The following is a 20,193-nucleotide window of genomic DNA, read 5'->3' as shown; positions in this document are numbered from 1 at the left end:
AGGAAATGAGCGGGCGATGGACCAGGAAGCGATGTTCGTCAGCATGGTCTGCAGCACCCACCGCCAGCCCACCGTCCTCCGTTTCCGGCGGAACGGGGCGACCTACACGGCGGTGGGCTCATCGAAGCAGCGTCCGGGCAGTGTCATCCCGCCGGGGGACGGCGCGCCGGCCAACGGATCGTTCGGCACCACCTCCGACTATCCCGGGTGCGCCCACTGCGGCTCGGACGGGTTCGTCCGCTGCGGGCAGTGCCACGAGCTCAGCTGCCACGACACCTCGTGGGAGCTGTTCAACTGCCCGCGGTGCGGCAACTCGGGCCCGGTGCGGGGCCACATCGAGAGCATCTCGGGGATGGGCGCGTCATGACCACCACCTCGGCCCGGCGGCACGTCCGCGGCACGTACGGCGACTACGAGGTCGTCGGCGACGCGATCAGCAAGGGCGGCGTCGGCGGCATCTATCGCACCACCGACCCGAAGTGGGTTTACAAGGAATATCACTCGCCGGACAAGGCCCCCGCCGACGAACACCTGCGGCGGCTCGTCGGCGTCGGCCGCGACGTGCTGATCCGGCAGGGGCAGGCGATCGGCTCGCAGCCCGAGTCGTCGATCAACTGGCCGGTCGACATCGTCCGGCGGCCGGACGGGAAGATCATCGGCTGCGTCCTGCCGGCCATCCCGGACCGCTATTTCCACCCGGAGCACAAGGGCGTCAACACGCTCGACTTCCTGGTGATGCGGCGGGCGTCCCCGCCCGCAGCCCGGTATCGCATGGTGGTCCTGCTGCGCATGGCCGAGATTCTCAACTTCGTGCACAGCAAGGGCCTGGTGCACGGCGACGTGAACGCCAAGAACGTCGCGTGGACGCTGAGCCCGGAGCCGGCCGCGTATCTGATCGACTGCGACGGCATGGTGCCGCAGGACCCGCCGCCGCAGACGGGCGTCCAGGCGGTCTACTGGACCGACCCGCGGGTGATCGACCGCGTGGTGCCGGCCCACGACCACTACAGCGACTGGTACTGCCTGGCGCTGGCCCTCTATCGCGGGTTGCTGCTGCTGGTCGGCGGGAAGCTGGGCAAGGTCGGCGGGAAGTGGGCCGCACCCGAGCAGATCCCGCCCGATCTCGACCCGCGGATCGCCACGCTGATGCGGCGTGGGCTCACCGATCCCCTCGATCCCAGCCGGCGCCCGCAACCCGCCGAGTGGGTGCAGACCCTCATTCAGGTGTACGTCGTGGGCGGCCGGTACGACGACGCGGCGCTCGCCAAGCTGGACCGCGCGCTGCACGCCCCGAAGCCGAACCCGGTGATGCCGCAGCCGACCCAGCCGATCCACTTCCAGCCGCTGCCCAAGACGTCGCCGCCACCGCAGGCCCCGCCGCAGACCTGGTTTCCCGCGCAACCGCAGCCGCCAAGGCAGCCACCACCGCCGCCACAACCCCAGACCCCCTGGCAGTTCCCTCAGCAACCGCCGCGACAGCCCGCGCCGCCACCTCCGCCGCCGCGGGTCCAGTGGCGACCCACCGCCCCACCGCCCTATCAGCCGGTCACCGGTTACCGCCCGCCCGGCGCCATAGCCCGATGGGCGCTCGAAGGCGGGGTCCGCTGGTATCTGCCTCTGGCATTGCTGACGCTGTTCTGCTTCCCGGGCGGTGGCGTCATCGCGATCCTCACCCTGCTCCAGCTCTCAAAGGTGGACTCCGACCATCCCGGGCGAAAGGCGGCGACGGTCAGCAGCGTCATCGCCCTCACTGTCGCCGGGCTACTTCTGATCCGTTCCCTCGCCGCCACCACCAGCTAAGGAGAACCCCTGTGTCCTCGTCCGAGCTCTTCACCGTCTTTCCGGTCTTCCTCTGCGTCGACGTGAGCGCGTCGATGGCCGGCGGACCCATCGAGGCCGTCAACAAGGCCCTGCCCGACATCCAGAACGAGATGCGCTCCAACCCGATGGTCGGCGAGATCGCCCGGGTCGGCCTGACCACGTTCTCCGACGAGTCGCGGGTCGTCATCCCGTTGTGCGACCTGGCCGACGCGCACCTGCCCGAGCTGATGGTCGAGGGCGGCACCAACTTCGCGGCGGCCTTCCGCGGCATGCGCCAGGCCATCGAGTCCGGCATGACCTCGCTGCCCAAGGGCACGCCCGTCTATCGGCCGGTGGTGTTCTTCATGAGCGACGGCGCGCACCAGGCCCGCGAGGACTGGACCGACGCCCTGCGCCAGCTGACCGACAAGAGCTGGAAGTTCGCGCCCGAGGTGGTGACCTTCGGGTTCGCCGACGCGAAGCAGGAATCGATGCAGAAGATCGCCACCCGGTTCGCGTTCATCGCCAAGAACGCCGACCCGGTAACCCAGGTACGGGAGATCATGAGCGCGATCATCGGCAGCATCCGGACCACCTCGACCAGCCTGGCCGACCCGTCCAAGCAGGAAGGGCTCTATCTGGACGCGCCGACCGAGCACTTCACGCCGCTGCCCGCGATCACGATCTGAGCCGGCCGCCATGATGGAGAGATTCCGCCGGGCCTGGCCGGGAGGACGCGACGATCCGCCGGAGACCCCCGCGACCACGCCGGTGGCGGTGGACGACCCGCCGCCCGCCACCGACCCGTGGGCGAGCCCGCCGCCCGGCCACGACCCGGCACCCCCGCCCGCACCCGAACCGGCGCCCGCACCCCCCGTCCCGGCCGAGCCCGTCGCGGCCGTGACGGCCCCAGTTGAGCCGGAGCCGGAGCCCGAGACGGCCGGACCGGCCGAACCGGTCGATCTGCCTAGCAACGCGCCCACGATCGGCCGGGCCGCACCCCCGCATCTCGGCCAGGTCAACCCGGCGACGGCCCTGCGGCCACCGGCGGTGGCGCTCGACGGCACCACCGCGGGCGGGTTCCAGGTCTCCGCGGCCTCGCTGATCGGCGCCGGTCATCTGGTGTCCGGTCATCCCCGCCAGGACTCGTACAACTTCATGGCCGGCGAATCCGGGCGCCTCTACGTGGCGATCGCCGACGGCCTCGGGTCGAAGCCCGCCTCGCAGCTCGGCGCGAACCTGTTCACCGAGTCGGTGCTGATCGCGGCGGCCCAGGCCGAGAAGGCGGATGCGGACGCCGAGCCGGACCCGGCGGAACTGCTCGTCCAGGCCAGCGCTCGCACCGCGCGGGTGGTCGAGGAGGCGTACCGGCTGGATCTGCGCACGATCGGCTTCGTCGGCGCCGTGGCCGTTCTGTCCGGGAACGGCGGCCGGATGGCCCGGATCGGCGACGTGTCCGCGTTCACGATGACCGCGGACGGGTTCGACGAGGCGTTCGCGGCCGACGAGGGCCCGCTCAACGTGGTGTCGGCGAGCATGCCCGGCGAGAAGCCCGGGGAGATCGAGACCGTCGACGTGCCGCCGGCCACCGTGGTCGTGTTCGGCACCGACGGGTTCGCCAACGACATCCGCAACTCCAGCACGCTACGCGAATGGCTCGCCGGACAGTGGCGCGTCCCGCATCTGCCGTTCGCCATCGGTGACACGCTGCGCTACCGGCGGCAGGGATCCCACGACGACCGTACGGCCGTGGTGGTCTGGCGCACGGGCCGCGACGATGAGACGTGACGTCCTCCCGGCCGCTCTGACCCGGCAGCTCAGCGTCCGGCACCGGGCCCGTCTGGCCGTCGCCGCGCGGACCGTCCTGCCCGCCCTCGTGATCGGCGTGCTGCTGGTCGTGCTCGGGGTGAACGGCCCGCTCGCGGTGATCATCGCGGCGGTCGCCGGTGGTGTCGCGACGACCGTCTACGCCCGGCGACGACGGTCCGCGGGGCCGCCGCCCGCACCGCTTCGCCGGACCGCGCCGGTCCCGCGTCCGCCCGCCTTCCCCGCACCGCCGACCCGTCCGCTGCCCCGGGATCCGAACCTCGCGGTGGAGCACGCCCGTTCGGTCATGGCGACGAGCGGTCCCGGGCCGGCCCTCGAGCTGTTGAGGGAGGCGGTCACCGACCCGGCGATCGATCCCGGTCCGGCCCTCGAAGTCGTCGACGAGCTGATCGACGCGCAGAGCCGGCAGGCCGAGAAGAGCCGCGACGACCGGGCGTACGCGGAAGGAATTGTTCTTCTGACCGATCTGGTCCAGCGGCATCCGAGCGCGCCCGAGGGCAGAAGTCTGCTGCACAGCCACCGGGCGCAGTACCTCATGTTCCAGGCCGCCCGTCTCACCGCCCGCGGCCAGGCGCCGGACGCGGCGACCCGCGCGTCGCTGCACGACCTCTACCGCAAGACCGAGGACGAACTGCGCGAGGCCATGTCGGCGGCCACCGCGTTCGGCCCGGTGTGGGCCCGGGAGAGCGCCGCCCTCGGCATGCTGCTCTGCCACGGCCCCGCACAGGGCGCGCCGGACCGCACGGACGAGGGCATCGGCCTGATCCGGCAGTCGATGGACGGCCGGGTCACGCTTCCGGCCCGGCAACGCGCCCGGATCGGCCTCGACCTGGCCACCGCGCTGACCCTGCGGCTGAGCCGGCACGACAGTGCCGAGGACCGCACCGAGATCCGTCGCGTCCTGGCCCAGGCGGTCCGGATCGACCCGTCGTCCCGGCCCGACGCCGACGCGTTGCTGGCCCGGCTCGAGACGCCGCGTTAGGCGGCAACACACCCATCACCGGAAAGGCCCGACCATGGACAAGATCCAGCTCACCTTCATCCACCCGACCGAGTCGGACCGGCGCATCACCGCGGCCGTGCCCAACGACGCGACGGCCAAGACGCTGATCGCCGAGATGATCCGGGCGAACTTCATCCCCTCGCCGGGCAACACCACGCAGTACCGGCTGCGGGACGCCAACTCCAACAAGCAGCTGCTGGACGACACCACGCTGGTGGCGGCCGGCATCACCGGCGGCGAGACGCTGATGGTCGACCACACCACGACCGGCGCGCGGGAGGCCTGACCGATGGCCAAGCCCGCCGAGATGCTGCAACGCCGGCGATTCGACTACGAGGTCCTCGCCGACATGCAATGCGCGACCTTCGCCTCCGAGGGCTACGCGTCCACCGCCGACCTCAACGCCCGCCGCTCGCCGATCCGGTCGGCCGCGGCCGCCGACAAGTGCAGCAAATATCGTCTCGTCTTCCGGATCCCGACGCTGATCGGGCCGGGCCAGTTCGCCCAGCAGACCGAGATCGGCCTGGACACCGACGTGTCCGACTATCCGCGCAACCCGCCGAACTCCTGGATCATCACGGAGGCGCCCTGGTCGCCGCACTTCCTCAAGAACGCCCCGGTCTGCATCGGCGACGAGTTGTGGAAGAACCAGCGCGGCTACGTCACCCTGGGCCACCTGGTCATGCACATCGCCCGGATGCTCAACTGGGACGAGAAGGGCCGCGGCCGCGGTTACGTGGGCTGGAACGGCAAGGCGATCGAGTACCACCGTAAGCACTACGGCGACCGGCCGCTGGACCCGGCCATCGTCTATCCCAAGCTGCCGCTGTGGCTCACCGCCGCGGACGCCCCGGCGGCCTCCGGATTCGAGATCATCAGCCAGTCCGGCTCGCCGGCCGACAGCGGCATCGAGTTCTTCCGGTGAGCGGGCTCGACTTCGAGATCCTCAGCGAGGAGCAGGGACCGCCGTTCCGCCGGCGGGCCCTGTTCCCCGACCATTGGGTGTTCAGCGTGCCTGGTCATACCGTGCTGATCGGGCCCGAGGTGCTGGGGGTGCTGCGCGGGCGGGCCCACGCCGAATATCCGCGCGAGACCGGCGGCATGCTGGTCGGCCGGATCCTCGAGGACGGCGAGGGCCCGTACACGCTCGTGCAGGCCGCCGTGGCCGCCCCGCCGGCCTCGGGCGGTCACGGCGAGCTGCGGTTGTCGGCCGACCTGACTCAGCGGCTCAAGGAGGAAGGCGCTCGCGCCCATCCCACCTGCGATCCGGTGGGCTGGTGGCACAGCCATCCGGGTCCGAGCGACTACAGCGGCACCGACCGCCAGAACCAGTCGACGTGGAGCGATCCCCGGCACGTCGGCATCCTCGTGTTCGCCCGGACCGATCGGGAGTGGGGCCGGGTCTACGTCGGACCGGATTCGACGCCGGCGCAGCAGATGTCCCGCGGCGCCACGCCCCCGGCCCGGGTGCAGGCTCCCCGGAAGCCGCCCGGTCCGCCACCACCGCCGCGGGCCGGGAAGCAACGGACCTTGCCGCGCCCGCGGATCAGCCGGTTCGCGGCGGCCGTGCTGCTCGTGCTGCTCGTGCTGCTCGCCGTGCTGCTCGCGATCCTGTTCGGCTTCCTGCGGCTGGCCGGCATGATCGACGATCGGAGCCCCGCGGACTCACGGCCCCGGCTGACGTTCACCTGCCCGCTGTCGGCCGACTCCACCACGTACCGGTGCAGTGCCCGCACCGACTCCCGGGATGCAGTGCTGTGGCACGTCAACGGCCAATTCGTTTCCGGTACGTCGGTGACCGTCCCCCGGCCCGCGGCGGGCTCGGCCACGTCGGTCGAGTTGTGGCTCGACGGCGAGGGAGAGCGCTACCGGGTGGAGTCGTTCAGCCTCGACGGACCGGAACCCGAGGCCACCCCGCGGGAGGACCCGAGACCGCGCAAGCCGGGGCAGTGACACGTGGGCGCCTTCCTCGTCATCGTCCTGGTCATCGTGCTCGTGGTGGCCGTCGGTTCGGCCCTCTTCCGGCCTCGTCCCCCGGCGAAGCCCCTGAACACCTCGACCTTCGACATCATCAGCCGCACCGACAAGCCGGCCGTCCGACCGGCCTCGACTCCCCCGTATCCGCCGTCCGGTCCGGGCAGCGGAACGGTGGACTTCTTCTCCGAGACAGCCAATCCCAACGCCCGGTGCTACCTGACCGGGATGGAGGTGGGTTCGTGCACGTGCAAGAAGCACCGCCAGTGACCGCGACCGGACTGCACAGCCGCTCGCAGCTCGCGGGGTACGACCCCGAGGTCCTTCAGCGCAGCCGCGTGGCCGTGATCGGTCTGGGCGCCCTGGGCCAGAACGTCGTGCAGAACCTGGCCCTCAGCGGCGTCGGCCACCTGGTGCTGGTCGACTACGACGAGTTCGAGGGCCACAACGCCACCCGCTCCCCGTACTTCCCCACGCCGGCCGAGGTGGGCCGGCTCGGCACCGGCAAGGCCCCCGTGGTCGCCGACCGGGCCGCGGCCAGCGCCACCGCCGCCGATCCGGTCGTGCGCTACGTCGAGGCGCTGGTGCAGTCGGCGGGCGACGCGGTGATCCGCTGGGCCGACGTGGTGGTGTCGGCCGTGGACAGCGTGTCGGCGCGGGCCTGGCTGGCCGAACGCTGCCGGATCCACGGGCGGCCGATGATCGAAGGGGGCTTCGCCGCCGCTGAGTACAACCTGTCGGTGTTCGCCGGCACGACCGGGGCGGTCTGCTACCGCTGCCTCAATCCCGGCCGCACGTCGTTCGGCTCCTGCCGCGCGTACGCCCGCGCCGCCGAAGCCGCCTCGATCATCCCGGCCATTCAGACCACGGCGGCGACCCTGGGCGCGCTCATGGCCGAGCAGGTGATCCAGGTCGCGCTGGGCGACGAGGAGTGGACCGGGCTGCGGGCCTACGGCAACGTCCGGCGCCCGGTGCTGAGCACGGCGGTGCTCCCGGTCGACCCGGAGTGCCCCGGCCAGCACGCCGTCCTGCCGGTGCTGGGCGAGCTTCCCGAGCTGCCGGAACGGCTGGCCGACCTGGTGGCCCGGCTGCGGGACAAACTCGGCACGGGCTGGCTGATGCTGTCCGAGCCGGCCGTGGTCACCATGTCGTGCGTGCGCTGCACCGAGATGTGCCAGGTGCGGGCGACCGAGTCGGTGTGGCTGGCCGGCCCGCGGTGCCTCGACTGCGGGGGCACCTGGCCGCGCTCGGCCGACGAGACCACCCCTCAAGCCGTACGGCTGCTGCCGGTGGAGGACGAACTGACCGGCCCGGCGGCCGAGATCCGCTCGGCCGACCTGGGCATCCGGCCGGGCTGCGCCGTCGTGGTGCAGGACGGCGAGGGCCGGCACGGGCTGATGCTGATGCCCGGAGCGCCGGACACCGGCTGGACCACGGCCGCACCGGCCGGCAACGTCAAGACCGCCATCCCGGCGGTCAGCTGACCGTCCATACGATCTTGACGGCCGGCTCGTCCTCCGGCTCGTCCACGGGCTCGTCCGGCTCGGCGCGGTTGATCACCTGCTCGACCCGGACCAGCACGTCGAGCAGGACCTCGAGCGCGCCGAGCTGCACCTTGGCCCAGTTGGCGGCGTCCTCCGGGTCGAGGGCGTACCGCTGGGTGTACTTGGCGTAGAAACGGCCGGCCCAGGTGCGCGTCTGCTGCCCCGGCCGGTCGTGCACCTCGTCGTTGCGCAGCGAGAACAGCCGGTCGAATTCGCTCTCCGGGCCGAGCAGGGCGACGATGTCGGCGATCGGGTAGGGCGCCGGCGAGCCGTGCCGCAGCCGCTCGTCCAGGTTCTCGTGGAAGACCTTGTAGACCGATGTGATCCAGCCGACGAAGTCGGACCGGCGGGACACCGTGCGGCCCAGGTCGGACAGGTCGGTCCAGCGGTTCGAGGGCCGGAACAGCTTGCCCACGTTGCGGCGCTGGCTCGCCTCGGCGCACAGGCTGTAGACGGCACGGATCCGGTCGGCCAGCCGCTCGATGCTCTCCCGGGTACGGGGATCGACCTGCCCGACCCGCCGCAGGGCCTCGCGCAGCTCGGGCTGCGGATCCGGTAGCCGTGGCTTCGCGGGCCGCGCGACCCACCGGCTCACCGCCGTGCCGAGATCGCCGAAGTATTCCTCGATCACGCCCGGGTCGCCGACCCGGGCGGATTCGCCGCCACCCACTTTGATCAGTTCGTCGAGCAGCTCGTGATTCGGGATGATGCTGGCTTCCTGCGGCCGGTTGCCGTAGCGGCGCTTCCACCAGTCATCGAATTCCTTCCGGTCACCGATCCCGATCGCGTGCAGCCGGATGCCGGATGTCTTGTGCAGCTCCTCCATCAGCAGCACCGGCTCGTCGGTTCCGGACACCACCTCACCGGTCTTGTCGTCGCCCTTCGGCGTCAGATGCGCCCCGTCGCTGACCAGCACGATCAGGCGGTCGTTGCCCGGCACCCCGTACCGGTAGAGCAGTTCCGAGGCAGTGTGCAACGCCTGGCCGATGTCCGTACCCGATCTTTCCCGCGGGATCAGCTGGTTGATCGCCTCCTCGAACTCGGCGACGACCTCCGGTGGGGAGTCGGCCCCCATCTCGGCCATGCCGCCGGTGCGGGGGAACACGCACACGCTCTGGTGGGTGAACTTGACCAGGGCGATGCGCGAGACCCGGCTGGCGACCAGCTTGCGGGCGCCGAGCATCTGCTGAAGGGACCGGCGCAACAACTCACTGCGCTTCATCGTGCTGCCGGCCGGGCTGCCGATCCGGTTCTTCCGGACGACCACGTCGTCGGCCACCATCGAGCCGCTGCAGTCGGCCAGGACGACGATGTCGACGCCGGTGCGGTTGCCGGGGGTGAACAGCATCAGGTCGGTCTGCTCGGTGATCTCGACCAGGCCGCTCAACGCCCGGCCGCCGGAATCGGTGGCCTCGCGGACACGCATGGCCGAGCCGTCCACGTCCAGCCAGGACGCCTCGCCCGGGTCGATCCGCAGCACCCGGCCGGCCACGTCGGTGGCCCGGGCCAGTTCGCCGGCCACCGACTTGAGGGTGCCATCGGTCATCGGCTCGATCGTGGCCGACGCGGCCGGGGTGGCCGGCGCCGGAGTCAGCTGCCACGGCTGTGCGCCCGTCTCGGTCAGCCGGAGCCGGTCGGCGAGCGCCTCCCCGACCGCGACCATCCCCTCGGGCAGCTCGCCCAGCGGCATGACCCGCACCGGCGCGACCTCCGCCGCGCGCAGCAGCGCCGGTATGCCACCGCTGGCCGCCGCACCGGCCGCGACACCGACCCGGAACCCGTCGAGCAGGCCGGTCCCGCCGACGATCAGCAGCCGGTCGCGCGCCGAGGACCAGGACGCCGTCATGACCCCTCCAACTTCACCTTGAGGGCTAGGAACCCGCTCATCTTGCGGGCGTTGCCGTTGAACTGGGCCTCGAAGCCGGCCGGAACGCGGACGAACAGGATGTCCGAGCGTGACGTGAAGTACCCGTACGTCATCTGCTCCGCGAGCTTCGTGCGGCCCGCGCCCCGCAGGTACTGCTGGAGCCGCGCGAAATGCTTCAGGCCGGCTTCACGATCCTTGGCGGCGGTCTCGATCGCCACCTGCACGGCGCGTCGGTACGACTCGTCGAACACCACAGCGTGCGGCGTGGCGGCCAGGTCCCGGCGCACCTCGTCGACGATCCGGGCCACCGTGGGGATGTCGGCCCTCCGGTCGAGCACGTTGATCAGCATGTGCCGGAAGGCGGGCAGCGTCGGGAGCCGGAAACCGCTCCCGTGAGCCCGGCGCAGGGCCGTGCCCACGACCACCTGCCGGATCAGCTGTTCCGGGCTGAGCCGCGCGAGCCCGGCCCGATGCTCCTGGCACATGGCCAGACCCGTACGCCGGGGTCCGTACACCTGCCAGCGGAAGCCGTGCCGGAGACACTGCCGCCGCGCGCAGGACCGGCCGCCCGGATCGGTGTGCTCGCAGCTCATCGACCCGGTCGCGGCGCAGCTCTCCGACGCGCAGGCCGGGAAACGACGCTGGTAGCAGTCCGGGCAGTAGGCCCGGCCGGGATCGCCGGGAAGGGCCGTCCGGTGCCGGTCACACCAGGCCTTCCCGCCCTTGCAGCGCGGCCCGCCGCACCAGAACGACGCGGCCTCGCCGCACGTGCAGCGCGGTCGGTGCCGACGGCAGGTGACCCGGCCGAACTTGAGGTCGACGATCACCGCGTGGTCGTCGCAGAGCCGGTCCGGCACGTTCTCCGCCCGGCACTGCGAGCACAGGAACGGGCCGTACCGGGTGAGCTTGGCGGCCGCGCAGCCGGCGCAGCGGTACCGGATCCGGGGCGGCTCCACGACACCGCGTACGGCGAACCGGGTCATCCGGTCCAGCCGGGCGGGGGCCGAGGCCGGATCGAGGAACCGCAGCGTCAACCGCCCCTGCGGGCCGTCGAGCCGCCAGGTGTCCTTGACGTGCGGCTGCAGACTCTGCACGAACGGCTCGATCTCACGCCACAGCTCCAGATAGCCGTCGGGGCCGTCCGGCACGGCCGCGAGCTCGCGCAGGTCGAGCTGGACCGGGACCACTGCCTCGGCCGGGCGCCGTACGCCGGTCATCACGCGCCTCCCCGGCGAACGGCCAGAACTTCGATATTGACCTTGGCCGTCCCGCTGTCCTGGAACGACGCATCGTTGATCACCAGAAGCCGTACGCCCTCCGGCGGGTCGGCCAGCACCGGAGCGAGCGCCTTCGTCACGGTGTCCCGCTCGGCCTGGGGCACACGCAGGCTCACCAGGGCGCGCCCGGAGGTGCGGGCCAGCCGGACGGCCGCGGCGGCCGGGCCCTGGGTCCAGTCGTCGGGAACGCGGCTCAGCGTGCGCCGCCCGTCGGCCGCGGGACGCAGGTTCCGGCGCAGCTGCTTGGCATCGGCGCCGGTCCGGCGGAGCTCGTCGTGCAGCCGCGACGGACCGCCGGCGGCCAGGTAGCGGTCGATCGCGGCCAGCACCTCGGCCTCCGCCGGTTCGCCGCCCAGCGCCTCGAAGAGGGCCTTCGCGGCCGTTCCGACGGAGGACCGCCCCGACCGGCGACGAGGCATCGTCTGTGCGGCGAGGCGGTCCTCCCAGAACCGGGTGGCCATTGCCGTGGCCCCCGGAGCCAGCTGCTGGTTCACCGCGGCGAGATGATCGGTGGCCAGCCATCGCGGGTCGGTCAGCCGCCGCCCGAGCTGGTTGCCGATCGGCTCGGCCCGCCACAGGTCGTTCTCGCCGCAGACCGCCCGCGGGTGGGCCTCGAGAATGGAGAGGCCCCCGGTCAGCGTGGCCAGCTCGGCCGGTTCCACCTGCATCGCGGCCAGCTCGGGGACCAGCGTGTCGAGCAGTTCGACGAGCCGGTGGGTGGCGGGCTCGGCGGCGCCGCGGCCCTGCGGACGGGACTTGCGGTCGGCGCCGCCCGGGTCGTTCTCCAGGCGCGCGCCGGTGCCCGCGGCGATCGCCCGCGAGCGGTCCCGGTCGAGCAAGCGGTCCGGAGTGGGCGGCACCCGGCGGCCCTCCTGCTCGAGCCGCCGGGCGGCCATGGCGATCGCCTGAACCAGAACGGCGTGGGCCACCGCCGTACGGGGAAGAAGTTGGCCGTCGATGCAGCGGAGCTCGACCGCCGGGAACGGATACGCCGGCCCGCCCAGCGGGTTGACGTCCATCAGCTCGAGCTTGGCGATGCCGTGATCGCGGCGCAGGCTCTCGCGCACCCGGCCCATGTGGGCCTGACCGGCCGAGTCGAGATAGCGGGCCGGCACATGATCGGTGGCCTCGGCCAGCCGCCGCGACCCGCTGGCCTCGACCTGCGACGGCCCGAACGCGGCCCGCCCGGTCAGCGCGATCAGCTCGGGCACGTAGCGGCGGAACTGGTTGGCGCACAGCTCCCGCTGGGTGTCGTTGGCGACCTCGACGGCGTGCAGGTCGGCGCAGAGCCACCCGGTTCCCCCCGCCGCGGGCAGCCAGGCGTTGGGCACCAGCTCACCGAGCCGCCGCGCCACCGCGTCGGCCAGCAGCGTGGTCGCCTCGGCCAGGTTGCGGGTCAGCCGCTGCCGCATGGCCGGGTCGAGCAGCCACACCGGCCCGGTGTCGATCCACACCGTCGCCCTTTCCGGGCTGCCCCGCAGCGACATCCCGCGCGGCAGCGCCGGCGGCCGCTCGACCAGCTTGGCCACCAGCTCGGGCGCGCGGCCTCCCCGCACCACGTAGCCCTTGGCGAGCACGTGCCGCAGCGGTCCGGAGCGGTAGAGCCCGACAAGCATCCAGTCTCCGATCAGCAGAGGTTTTCCACCCTGTTACTGACGGACAGCCGGCCGGGGCAGGCCGGCTACGCGGAGACGGCGAAGAACTCGTCCACGAGCTGGGCGGCGTGCACGTCCTGGTTGGTGCGGCCCATGACGGCGGGCATCCGGACCGGCCCCGGAATGGTGTGGCCGCCGCCGTGAATCGTGTAGAGCGCCACCGGCGGGTGCCCCGGACTGCGGTATTCGGTGCGCTTGACCGACGTCGTACGGGTCGAGGCCGGCAATGTGGTGCGGACCGGCGGCGCGGTGATGCCGTTGCGCGCGGCGAAATAGGCCGCCGTTTCGGGCGCGGACCGGTTGCGGCCGCCGACTTTGAACAATGCGCGCACCCACCAGCTCATTTCCCCGCCCCCGTACGCGATGATCGGGTCCTTCGTGCCATTGATGAGCAGGACCGGCATCGGCGCGGGCGGAGCGTCGTTCAGAAGGAAATTGTCGGGCGCCGGCATGGTCGCCCCGATGACGGCGGCCCCCGCGATCAGTTCCGGGGTTTCGTGGACCAGGCGCATCACCATCTGACCGCCGTTGGAGAATCCGGCCGCGTACACCCGCCCGGGATCGATGTCGTGGCTCTCCACCAGCTGCCCGATCAGCGCGCGGGTGAAGCCGACGTCGTCGATGTCGCCGGTGCGGGCCGGGAAGGAATCAGCGCGCCGGGCGTCGTTCCAGTTGCCCTTGTGCCCGTCCGGATAGACCAGCACCGCCGCCCCGCCCGCGGCCATGGCGTCATAGGCGCGGCCAGTGAATTCGCGATGCTTGGCGCCGGTCTGTTTCGACCCGTGAAAGACCAGGACCAGGCTGCGACCCGGTTTGCCGTCTTGCGGTCCGACAATCTCGTACGTCCGCCGGATGCCGTTCACCGTGATGCTGTAGCGCATGCCTGCTCCCCAGAAGCGGATGGGTCATCCGTTTCAACGTAACAGAAGTGGATGGCTTATCCGGTACGCTTGTGGGCATGCCCACGGCCCCGCTGCGCAAGGACGCCGCCCGCAATTGGCAACGCATCGTGGACGTGGGCCGCCGCCTGGTCGACGACGAGGTCCCGATCCAGCTCAACGACGTCGCCCGCACGGCCTCCCTCGGCGTCGCCACCGTCTACCGGCACTTTCCGACCCCGGAAGCGCTGCTGGAAACCCTGGCCGCACCCGGCCTGGAAGCACTGGCCCGCACGGCCACCACCACCGGCGACCCCTGGTCGGCGCTGCGCGATTTCCTCCGCGCGGCCATCGACGCCCAGATGACCGACGCCGCACTCGCCCCGGTGTTCGCCGCGTCCAGCCACGCCCTGCCGCACACCACCGAGCTCATGCAGCGGCTACACCAGCTCTTCACCGACCTGCTGGGCCGGGCCCGGTCCGCCGGCGTGATCGACCCGCACGTCACCCCGGCCGACATCGCCCCCCTGATGTGCGGCGTCACCTACGCGGCCCGCATCCACGCCGCCACCAGCGGCGAATCCCGGGCCGCCACCGCCCGCCGCTACCTCGACGTCTTCCTCGAGGGCCTCCGCCGGGGCCGGGCCCCCTCAGAAGGCGAAATGCTCGGCGTCCCCGGTGAGGGCGGCCAGCCGCTCCGCACCGACTGACGGAACCGTGTAACGCCGTTCCCTGATCGCGGCAAGCAGCTCGGGCGGCAGCGTGACGTGGTGGCGGCGTACGTAATAGGAAAGGTCCTGACGCCAGAGCCACTCACCGTCCGTCATGATCGACGAACCGCTGAGAATCTCTTGCCGCGGATCCAGGACGTCGCGCTCGACATCCATCATGTCGATCAGCAGATAGCCGTTGTCGAGATACTGAGTCACCAGCTCGACATCTTCGAGCGGCTCCGGCCCGACATGGTCGGCAATGCTCTGCGGCGGCTCGGGGTGACGGGTCTGACCGAGCTCCACAAACATTCCAGCGGTCCGCACGGTCAACTCCCTGCCCGGGGCCAGAAGGTGACCCATTTACCTTCGGGGAGTCCCGGTTTGTTGGCGATCCTGGGCACGTACTGACCATCACCGTATAGGGGCACCCCGACCGCCTGGGTCGGGGCCTTCACGGGCACGCCGAGCGAGTCGGCCACCTGCTGGCCGGCCGGCACCAGATCGGGGAAAGCGGGATCGGCATCCACCCGGCCGGTGTGGCAGGAGACCAGCCGGACCGGCTGCCCGGGCACGTAGTTCGGGTTGTCCCGCACGGCCTGCGCGATCTGTTCCGGATTCGTGTAATTGTGCGGATACTTGCCGCCGTCCTCACCGACCACGCCGGGCCGGAAAGTGCCGTTCGGTTCGCCGTGCACAACCACATCGTGCACGCCGGGCTCCGGCTGGACGTGATCGAAGTTACGCATTGTGCTGCTGTCGTATCCGACCGCCGTGGAGTTCGGCCCGTGATAGACGGGGTCGCCGGTGGGCAGGTGGCCGTCCGGCGGACGGGCCGGCGCCTGCGGACGGTCGCCCGGGTTCGTCCAGTCCGACCGCTTACCCATGTCGGAGAGGTCGTCCGCACGTTTGCCGCCTTTGCCCAGCGCCCGGACGGCGTCGCCGAGCTCCCTCATCGCCTGCGACAGCTTCCGCATGCTGGAGACGAGCTGCTTGAGCCAGCGGCTGATCTTGGCGGCCCACGACGCACATAGCGTGGCCACCTGTTCGACGACGAGCGGGCTGGCCACGCCGAGGCTGGCGATCACCTCGATGGCGTACGAGATCAGGCGCGACACCACCGTGGCGATCGCATCGCGCACCATCACGCGCACCGTGCCGACGAGCATGCCGGCGCCCTCGGTGATCAGGGCCATCGTCTCGGAAGCGCGACTGAGTGACTGCAGATCCGAGACACGTTTTGCGGCGTACGCCCGGTACGCGTCCGCCGCGGCGCCTTGCCACTCGGAGGTATCCCAGCTGACCGATCGCGACAGGGCGTCCGCCTCGCCGGCCAGCCGGCCCGCGATGTTGGTCCAGGTCTGCGCCTGCGCCGTGATCTGGTTGGGGTCACCGGCCAGCCAGTCCAGTGCTTCGGACAGGGGCTTGACGTGCTCGATGATCCACGCGATGCCGTACTGCAGCAGGCCACCGATCGGATCGGACATGAACGCCAGCGCGTCGAGGGCGCCGCCGGCCACGCCCAGTGCCCCGTCCACCCAGGATCCGCTCTGCACCGCCTGGTAGATCTGCTGGATGTCCTCGACCGGGGCGATGCCCGTGAACGTTCCCGGTCCCGCGCCGGACGGAGTCGCCACCAGCGGGTTCGTCATGGCAGCCGGCCGCTGCGGTGGATGACGTCGGCGCTGCCCGCATCGGTGGACTCGTAGTGCTCCGCGGTCGCGCGCAGTTTCTGCGCGGTGTCGCGCAAATTCTCAGCGCTGTCCGTAATCCCTTGAATCAAGACGTCCTGCAGTACGCCCATCAAGGGCGGCAGGAAATTACAGACCTTCCCGTACGCGTCCCCGCCGGCCCGCACGGACCGGCCCGCATCACCGGCCTCCTGCACACTGTCCCCGATCGCGCCGACAGCGCCCGAGTGCGCGGCCAGATCCTGCGTGAACACGGAGAACTGGTCACTCACGCGTGATCGTCCTCGGCCCGGTAGCCCTTCAGAACGGCCTGCCCTGTTTCCGACTCCGCGCCGATCGTTCCGGCCACCGCTTCCTGCACCTTTCCGGCCAGCGCGACCCGTGCGGCCACGACCGCGGCCAGGATTTCCCGCGCGGTCCTCGCCGCCGGCTGTTGCCGAGTCTCTTCGTCGAGCCAGAGATCGGTGAGCTCCCCCGATCGCCCCACGGTCACCTCGACGAGCCGGTCCTGGCTGTGCGCCGAAGCCGTCAGGCCTTCCGTCCGCCCGGCCAGTTCCCGGGCCTGGGCCGCGCGGCGTTCGAAGCCGGCCTGCCATTCGTCGATGGTCCGGTCTGCTTCGTCCCAGCTGATCCCGTCGAACACATGACCTCCCGGCATCGACGATCGAGCATAGTTAGCCGGTTCCAGGCCGGGGTTCCGGGCGGGGTGAAGGACGCGCCCATCCACGAGGGGATACGGTTTTGCAGGTTGTCGTCCATGCAGGTGGTCATGAGGAGCGGAACGTGAGTCAGGTGCTGGCGCCGGCGGCGGGGGTTGCTGCTCAAGCGGGCCGGAGGCGTACGTTCGCGGTAATTTCGCACCCGGATGCCGGTAAGTCGACGATGACGGAGGCGCTGGCGCTGCACGCGCGGGTGATCGGGCAGGCCGGCGCGGTGCACGGCAAGGGTGACCGCCGCGGCGTGGTGTCCGACTGGATGGCGATGGAGCAGCAGCGCGGCATTTCGGTCACGTCGGCGGCGCTGCAGTTCTCCTACCGCGGCACGGTGATCAACCTGCTCGATACGCCGGGGCACGCCGACTTCTCGGAGGACACCTATCGGGTGCTGACCGCGGTGGACAGCGCGGTCATGCTGCTCGACGCGGCCAAGGGCCTGGAACCGCAGACGCTGAAGCTGTTCGAGGTGTGCCGGCAGCGCAGCATCCCGGTCATGACGTTCATCAACAAATGGGACCGGCCCGGCCACGACGCCCTGGCCCTGCTCGACGAGATCGAACAGCGGATCGGGCTGCGGCCGACCCCGCTGACCTGGCCGGTCGGCATCGCCGGGCACTTCCACGGCGTCATCGATCGGCGCACCGGTGTCTTCACCCGCATGGAGCGCTCCCCCGGCGGCGCCGGCCTCGCCATCGAGGAGGAGATGACTGCGGCCGAGGCGGCGGAGCGGTACGGCGCGGAGTGGGACGCCGCGATCGAGGAGCTGGACCTGCTGGAGATGACCGGCGCCGGCCACGATCAGGCCACCTTCCTGGCCGCGACCAGCACGCCGGTGCTCTTCGGCGCGGCCGTCGCGAACCTCGGCGTACGGCAATTGCTCGATCTTCTGGTGGAGCTGGCGCCGCCGCCCTCGGCCCGGCCCACCGCCGCCGGCGCGGATCAGCCGGTCGACGGCGCCTTCTCCGGTTTCGTCTTCAAGGTCCAGGCCAACATGAACCGGGCCCATCGCGATCAGGTCGCGTTCATGCGGATCTGCTCGGGCCGGTTCGAGCGGGGCATGGTCGTGACCCACGCCGGCACCGGCCGCCCGTTCGCCACCAAGTACGCCCAGCAGATTTTCGGCCAGGGCCGCGACACCATCGACGAGGCCTTCCCCGGCGACGTGGTCGGCCTGGTCAACGCGACCGCGCTCGGCATCGGCGACACGCTCTACTCCGGCGACCCGGTGCAGTATCCGCAGCTGCCCTCGTTTCCGCCGGAGCATTTCGCCGTCGTGCGGTCCTCCGACACCTCCGCCTCGAAACGTTTCCGGCGCGGCATCGAGCAGCTGGACGCCGAGGGCGTGGTCCAGGTGCTGCGGTCCGACCAGCGCGGCGACCAGGCGCCGGTGCTGGCCGCCGTGGGGCCGATGCAGTTCGAGGTGGCCACCTTCCGGCTCGAGGCCGAGTTCGGGGTGAAGGTGCAGTTGGAACATCTGCCGTACGAGGTGGCCGCCCGCACCGACGCCACCGCCCGCGACATCCTGCGCACCGAGTCGAACGTCGAGGTCATGACCCGCGTACGCGATGACGCCGTGCTCGCCGTCTTCCCGCATCGCTGGCGCATGCAGTCGATCGCCAACCGGCACACCGACCTGCGCCTCGAGGTGTGACGGCCGGATCAGGCCGTCCGGACCGGGACGTGGATGGTCAGGACGGCGGTGTCGTCGGCGGCGTGACCGCCGGTGAACGCGAGGACGGCGTCGTCGACAGCAGCGGCGAGCTGATCGGCCGAGACCGCTGACGCCTTGGCGATGACCTGCTGCAGCCGCTCGGGGCCGAACAGGATGTGGTCGCCGGCCCGGTGACCCTCGGTGACCCCGTCGGTGAACATGACCAGACTGTCGCCGGGCCGTAGGACGGCGCGCTGATCATGAAGGATGGGCTCGGGGCGCCAGCCGAGGAGCAGGCCGTGCCGGCCGAGGGACTCGACGCTTCCGTCGGCCCGGCGGATCAGGGCCGGGTCGTGGCCGCCGCAGCTGACCCGGACGCTGATCCCGTCGGGGTGCGGGCGGAGGGTGGCGTAGACGGCGGTGAGGAAGCGCCGGTCGTCGGTGTACCAGGCCAGCAGCGCCGCGTTGAGGGTGGTCAGGTTGACACTCGGCGTGGCGCAGCGGACCGCGGCGGCGCGGAGCGTGTACCGGGCGAGCGCGGTGACCTTGGCGGCCTGCGGGCCTTTGCCGGCCACGTCCCCGACGACGACGGCCCAGGCGTCGCGCACCGAGGGAAACACGTCGTAGAAGTCGCCGTAGACGTCGGCCTGGCCGGTTGCCGCCCGGCGGTAACGCACGGCCACCTCGGCCCCGGGCACCTGCGGCAGGTGTGGCGGCAGCAGGCTCTGCTGGAGCGTGTCGGCCAGTTGCTCGGCGCGGACCGTGGCCTCCTCGGCTTCGGCCGTCGCAGCTTCGGCCCGCGCGGTGGCGGCCTCGGCGTGCAAGGTGGCGGCCTCGGCGTGCAAGGTGGCGGCCTCGGCGCGCTGGGTGGCGGCTTCGGCTTCGCCGACGGCTTCGCGCAGGGCGATCTCTCCGGCGGCGGCCTGCGACAGCGTATGCAGAATGTCGATCTCGTGCGGCGTCCACTGCCGGGCGACGGTGTCGACCGCACAGAACGCGCCCAGCACATGCCCCTCCGGTGAGCGGACCGGGAATCCGGCCCAGGCGACGAAGCCCCTCGACTCGATGGACGGGTTGCCGCTGGTGCGCGGGTCGGCCCGGGCGTCCCCGACGATCAGTTCCGCGTTGATGCCGATGACGTACTGGCAGAACGACTCCCGCACGGTGCTCTGCCGGTCGGCCGGGTCTTCGCCGCCGGCACCGACACAGCTTTTCCAGTACGAGCGGGTGTCGTCGACGACGGTGATGAAGGCGTACGGCGTGCCCAGCAGAGTCGCGGCGAGGCGGGTCAACCGGTCGAACGCCTCCTCGGGGCCCGTGCCGAGCAGGCCGGTGCGACGGACCGCGGCCAGCCGGTCGGGGTCGGAGATCCGTACGGGGACTCCCGCGGACACGATCACCGGGCGGCGCTGCGCGGGGTCCGGCCGGCCCGCTCCGAGAAGCCTTTTCGCAACGGCATTGGCGATGCCGCGTTGACCGGCCCCGCATCGCTAGCTGTCATGCGGTCAGTGTGACCCTCATTTCGCGGTCGGCGACAGTGGCCGGGCGTCCGTTGCTCACCCGTGATCGGGGGGCGGCGCCGCCGCGTACGGGCACCGGC

The 20,193-nt window shown here is 71.4% G+C and carries 21 protein-coding genes; 12 read left to right on the top strand and 9 right to left on the bottom strand.

Annotated features, from left to right (window positions below; all coding sequences use genetic code 11):
• Positions 1-16: 16 nt before the first annotated feature.
• From ACZ3I4_RS42570 to ACZ3I4_RS42525, 10 genes are read left to right on the top strand one after another with little or no spacing between them, the layout of a single operon-like run.
• Positions 17-367, top strand: a complete 351-nt coding sequence (locus tag ACZ3I4_RS42570; RefSeq protein WP_465387830.1) for a Com family DNA-binding transcriptional regulator — start codon at positions 17-19, stop codon at positions 365-367.
• The gene (locus tag ACZ3I4_RS42565) at positions 364-1,800 is read left to right on the top strand and encodes a hypothetical protein (RefSeq protein WP_465387829.1); all 1,437 of its coding nucleotides are present in this window, start codon (positions 364-366) and stop codon (positions 1,798-1,800) included. Before ACZ3I4_RS42570 ends, ACZ3I4_RS42565 begins: the two co-directional genes overlap by 4 nt.
• 11 nt (positions 1,801-1,811) lie before the next feature.
• The gene (locus ACZ3I4_RS42560; protein ID WP_465387828.1) at positions 1,812-2,489 is read left to right on the top strand and encodes a vWA domain-containing protein; all 678 of its coding nucleotides are present in this window, start codon (positions 1,812-1,814) and stop codon (positions 2,487-2,489) included.
• A gap of 10 nt (positions 2,490-2,499) precedes the next feature.
• On the top strand, positions 2,500-3,588 hold the full coding sequence (locus ACZ3I4_RS42555; RefSeq protein ID WP_465387827.1) for a protein phosphatase 2C domain-containing protein: 1,089 nt from the start codon (positions 2,500-2,502) through the stop codon (positions 3,586-3,588).
• Positions 3,578-4,609, top strand: coding sequence for a hypothetical protein (locus ACZ3I4_RS42550; protein WP_465387826.1), 1,032 nt, complete (start codon positions 3,578-3,580; stop codon positions 4,607-4,609). Before ACZ3I4_RS42555 ends, ACZ3I4_RS42550 begins: the two co-directional genes overlap by 11 nt.
• 34 nt (positions 4,610-4,643) lie before the next feature.
• Positions 4,644-4,916 (top strand): EsaB/YukD family protein, encoded by a 273-nt coding sequence (locus tag ACZ3I4_RS42545; protein WP_465387825.1) that lies wholly within the window; start codon positions 4,644-4,646, stop codon positions 4,914-4,916.
• 3 nt (positions 4,917-4,919) lie between these two features.
• On the top strand, positions 4,920-5,555 hold the full coding sequence (locus tag ACZ3I4_RS42540) for a hypothetical protein (RefSeq protein WP_465387824.1): 636 nt from the start codon (positions 4,920-4,922) through the stop codon (positions 5,553-5,555).
• Positions 5,552-6,583, top strand: coding sequence for a Mov34/MPN/PAD-1 family protein (locus tag ACZ3I4_RS42535; RefSeq protein ID WP_465387823.1), 1,032 nt, complete (start codon positions 5,552-5,554; stop codon positions 6,581-6,583). Before ACZ3I4_RS42540 ends, ACZ3I4_RS42535 begins: the two co-directional genes overlap by 4 nt.
• 3 nt (positions 6,584-6,586) lie before the next feature.
• Positions 6,587-6,874, top strand: a complete 288-nt coding sequence (locus tag ACZ3I4_RS42530) for a hypothetical protein (RefSeq protein ID WP_465387822.1) — start codon at positions 6,587-6,589, stop codon at positions 6,872-6,874.
• The gene (locus ACZ3I4_RS42525; protein ID WP_465387821.1) at positions 6,871-8,088 is read left to right on the top strand and encodes a ThiF family adenylyltransferase; all 1,218 of its coding nucleotides are present in this window, start codon (positions 6,871-6,873) and stop codon (positions 8,086-8,088) included. Before ACZ3I4_RS42530 ends, ACZ3I4_RS42525 begins: the two co-directional genes overlap by 4 nt.
• Here ACZ3I4_RS42525 and ACZ3I4_RS42520 read toward each other — a convergent pair.
• From ACZ3I4_RS42520 to ACZ3I4_RS42505, 4 genes are all read right to left on the bottom strand, one after another.
• Positions 8,081-9,994 (bottom strand): vWA domain-containing protein, encoded by a 1,914-nt coding sequence (locus ACZ3I4_RS42520; RefSeq protein WP_465387820.1) that lies wholly within the window; start codon positions 9,992-9,994, stop codon positions 8,081-8,083. The two genes, ACZ3I4_RS42525 and ACZ3I4_RS42520, sit on opposite strands and share 8 nt — an antisense overlap.
• Positions 9,991-11,232 (bottom strand): hypothetical protein, encoded by a 1,242-nt coding sequence (locus ACZ3I4_RS42515; protein ID WP_465387819.1) that lies wholly within the window; start codon positions 11,230-11,232, stop codon positions 9,991-9,993. Before ACZ3I4_RS42515 ends, ACZ3I4_RS42520 begins: the two co-directional genes overlap by 4 nt.
• Entirely contained in the window at positions 11,232-12,908 is a 1,677-nt protein-coding gene (locus ACZ3I4_RS42510) for a hypothetical protein (RefSeq protein WP_465387818.1), read from the bottom strand. The genes ACZ3I4_RS42515 and ACZ3I4_RS42510 overlap by 1 nt, the downstream gene beginning before the upstream one ends.
• Before the next feature lie 65 nt (positions 12,909-12,973).
• Positions 12,974-13,828, bottom strand: coding sequence for a CE1 family esterase (locus ACZ3I4_RS42505; RefSeq protein WP_465387817.1), 855 nt, complete (start codon positions 13,826-13,828; stop codon positions 12,974-12,976).
• Positions 13,829-13,905: 77 nt separating this feature from the next.
• Here ACZ3I4_RS42505 and ACZ3I4_RS42500 point away from each other — a divergent pair, with 77 nt between their 5' ends.
• On the top strand, positions 13,906-14,535 hold the full coding sequence (locus tag ACZ3I4_RS42500; RefSeq protein WP_465387816.1) for a TetR/AcrR family transcriptional regulator: 630 nt from the start codon (positions 13,906-13,908) through the stop codon (positions 14,533-14,535).
• On the opposite strand, the gene ACZ3I4_RS42495 is transcribed toward ACZ3I4_RS42500, so the two are convergent.
• From ACZ3I4_RS42495 to ACZ3I4_RS42480, 4 genes are read right to left on the bottom strand one after another with little or no spacing between them, the layout of a single operon-like run.
• Positions 14,476-14,862, bottom strand: a complete 387-nt coding sequence (locus tag ACZ3I4_RS42495) for a hypothetical protein (protein ID WP_465387815.1) — start codon at positions 14,860-14,862, stop codon at positions 14,476-14,478. The two genes, ACZ3I4_RS42500 and ACZ3I4_RS42495, sit on opposite strands and share 60 nt — an antisense overlap.
• A gap of 2 nt (positions 14,863-14,864) precedes the next feature.
• Complete coding sequence (locus ACZ3I4_RS42490) at positions 14,865-16,172, bottom strand: hypothetical protein (RefSeq protein ID WP_465387814.1); 1,308 nt, start codon at positions 16,170-16,172, stop codon at positions 14,865-14,867.
• A gap of 11 nt (positions 16,173-16,183) precedes the next feature.
• Positions 16,184-16,498 carry a type VII secretion target gene (locus tag ACZ3I4_RS42485; protein ID WP_465387813.1) on the bottom strand — a complete coding sequence of 105 codons (315 nt, stop codon included), beginning with the start codon at positions 16,496-16,498 and terminating at the stop codon, positions 16,184-16,186.
• On the bottom strand, positions 16,495-16,953 hold the full coding sequence (locus tag ACZ3I4_RS42480) for a YbaB/EbfC family nucleoid-associated protein (RefSeq protein ID WP_465387812.1): 459 nt from the start codon (positions 16,951-16,953) through the stop codon (positions 16,495-16,497). Before ACZ3I4_RS42480 ends, ACZ3I4_RS42485 begins: the two co-directional genes overlap by 4 nt.
• Positions 16,954-17,009: 56 nt before the next feature.
• On the opposite strand from ACZ3I4_RS42480, the gene ACZ3I4_RS42475 reads away from it, so the two are divergent.
• Positions 17,010-18,593, top strand: a complete 1,584-nt coding sequence (locus ACZ3I4_RS42475) for a peptide chain release factor 3 (RefSeq protein WP_465387811.1) — start codon at positions 17,010-17,012, stop codon at positions 18,591-18,593.
• An 8-nt stretch (positions 18,594-18,601) separates the two neighbouring features.
• On the opposite strand, the gene ACZ3I4_RS42470 is transcribed toward ACZ3I4_RS42475, so the two are convergent.
• Positions 18,602-19,993 carry a PP2C family protein-serine/threonine phosphatase gene (locus ACZ3I4_RS42470; protein WP_465387810.1) on the bottom strand — a complete coding sequence of 464 codons (1,392 nt, stop codon included), beginning with the start codon at positions 19,991-19,993 and terminating at the stop codon, positions 18,602-18,604.
• Between the last annotated feature and the right edge of the window lie 200 nt (positions 19,994-20,193).

This window comes from Actinoplanes sp. NPDC021490, assembly GCF_055562135.1.
Note: the sequence above shows the minus strand (reverse complement) of the source record. Positions and strands in the feature narration are given on the sequence as shown.